The 1,685-nt window shown below is 65.5% G+C and carries 1 protein-coding gene; it reads right to left on the bottom strand.

What is annotated here, in order from left to right:
- Positions 1-165 precede the first annotated feature (165 nt).
- Positions 166-1,560 (bottom strand): IS1380 family transposase, encoded by a 1,395-nt coding sequence (locus HMPREF0591_RS29700; protein WP_040624489.1) that lies wholly within the window; start codon positions 1,558-1,560, stop codon positions 166-168.
- Positions 1,561-1,685 lie beyond the last annotated feature (125 nt).

Raw genomic sequence — 1,685 nt, 5'->3', positions numbered from 1 at the left:
CCTAGCCTCGATCTTTCGCGCGGGTGACGTGTTGGCCTGAGCGGTTTCGGATTTTTGGTTTTCAGGGCTGGGCCGTGTCGGGTTGCCCGATGTCATCGGGTGGTGCCGGGTCCTTTGGCTCCCGGGTCGGTGCCTTTCGTCTCGTAGTGGTGGGTTTGCCGGCGTTCAGGTCGGTGTCGGCAGCGCATTGAGCCTGGTCAATGTGTCGGTGAGCAGGTGCGTCCAAGGGTGGTGGGCGGCCAGTCGTAACCGGGCTCGACGGGCGTGGCGGGTGATGCGGGCGGCGATCGAAAATAGGTGCAGCCGTAGGCGTTTGGGCTCCCAGCAGTGGGCGGGATGCTCGTGCAGGGCGAGCATCTGTAGCCAGGCGGTCAGCTCGCAGGCCAACTGCACGATGGCGCACCAGATCCGATTCTGGTCGAAGCTGTGCAGGGGCAGGTTGGCTAGGCCGGTGTCTTTAGCGGTGCGGATGCGGTCTTCGCAGCGGGCACGGCGGCGATGTCGTAGCTCCAACTCGGGTAGCTGGCCGCGGACGGTGTTGGTGACGAACGCGGTCAGGCGCAGCCCGTCGTGAGCGGTGAACCGCAGCTGAGCACCCGGGTGCGGGCGTTCGCGGCGCACGATCAGCCGCATCCCGGGTGGCCAGCCCGACAGATCGACCACCCCGGTGGCCTCGGCGACCGCCGCGCCGTCACGGATTCCACCGTCGCTGTCATAAGCCGGGGTCCAGGCCTGATCGGGGATCTTTTCGATCGCCGTGGCGATGGTCTGGGTCAGGGCGAACCCGATGGAGTAGGACAGGCGGCGCTTGGTGAGGTAGTCCAGGAAGTCGTGGGTAGCGCCGCCGGCATCAGCACGCACGAGCACCTTGCGTCCCACCCGATAGCAGGTATCGATGGGCAGCTGCGCCAAGGCGTCGTTGAGTACCGTGACGTGGTCGGCGGCGGTGTTCGCGCCGGCATTGCCGGACCGCAACCCGATCGCCAACGGTTCCCCGGTACCACCCGGGCCGTGATCGACGAACGCGCACATCGGGTGAAACCCGAAGCCCCGCTTATACGTTGGGGTTGCCGACTCCTTGTCCGAATGCGCGGTCACCAGGGTCGCGTCCAGATCGACGATCAGCGGGTGATCGCCATCAACACCATGACCGGGTGCTCGATCCCCGGCAACCGTCCACGCCGCCGAGTGAGCGGCCACCCGGGCCGCAGCGATCGCTACCAACGCTGTGGATGCATCGGCGGCCAGCGTGGTGATCAGCCGCGACACCGTCGGATCAGAGGCCACCGACCCGAACACGCCCGGCTCGCTGCGCAGCATCGCGATATCGGCTAAACAGTCCCCACCGATAGCCAATGTGATCGCCAGGTCGCAGACAATCTTGCCGGGATCGTGGCTGGCCAGCGGTTTGCGCCACAGCATCAACGCCGCCGACAACGCGGTCGTCAGCCCGGTGACCTGCGCAGTGCGCGCCAACGCGACCGCCCCCGCCTGCGACACAACACCAGATCCCGTGGCCTCAGCAGCCAATCCCGGGTAGCACGACGTAGACTTCCTCACCAGATTGGTGCTCCTTGAACTGGTCGGATTCTTCCTTCAGCAAGTCGAATCTTTCCAGTTCAGAGCACCATTCTTCGTCAACGGCACGCAGTCACAACGCATTACCATGAAAGCCCGAGGCTAGG

The organism is Mycobacterium parascrofulaceum ATCC BAA-614 (assembly GCF_000164135.1).
In the GTDB taxonomy this organism is placed as follows: Bacteria; Actinomycetota; Actinomycetes; order Mycobacteriales; family Mycobacteriaceae; genus Mycobacterium; species Mycobacterium parascrofulaceum.
This window is presented reverse-complemented; position numbering and strand designations above follow the sequence as displayed.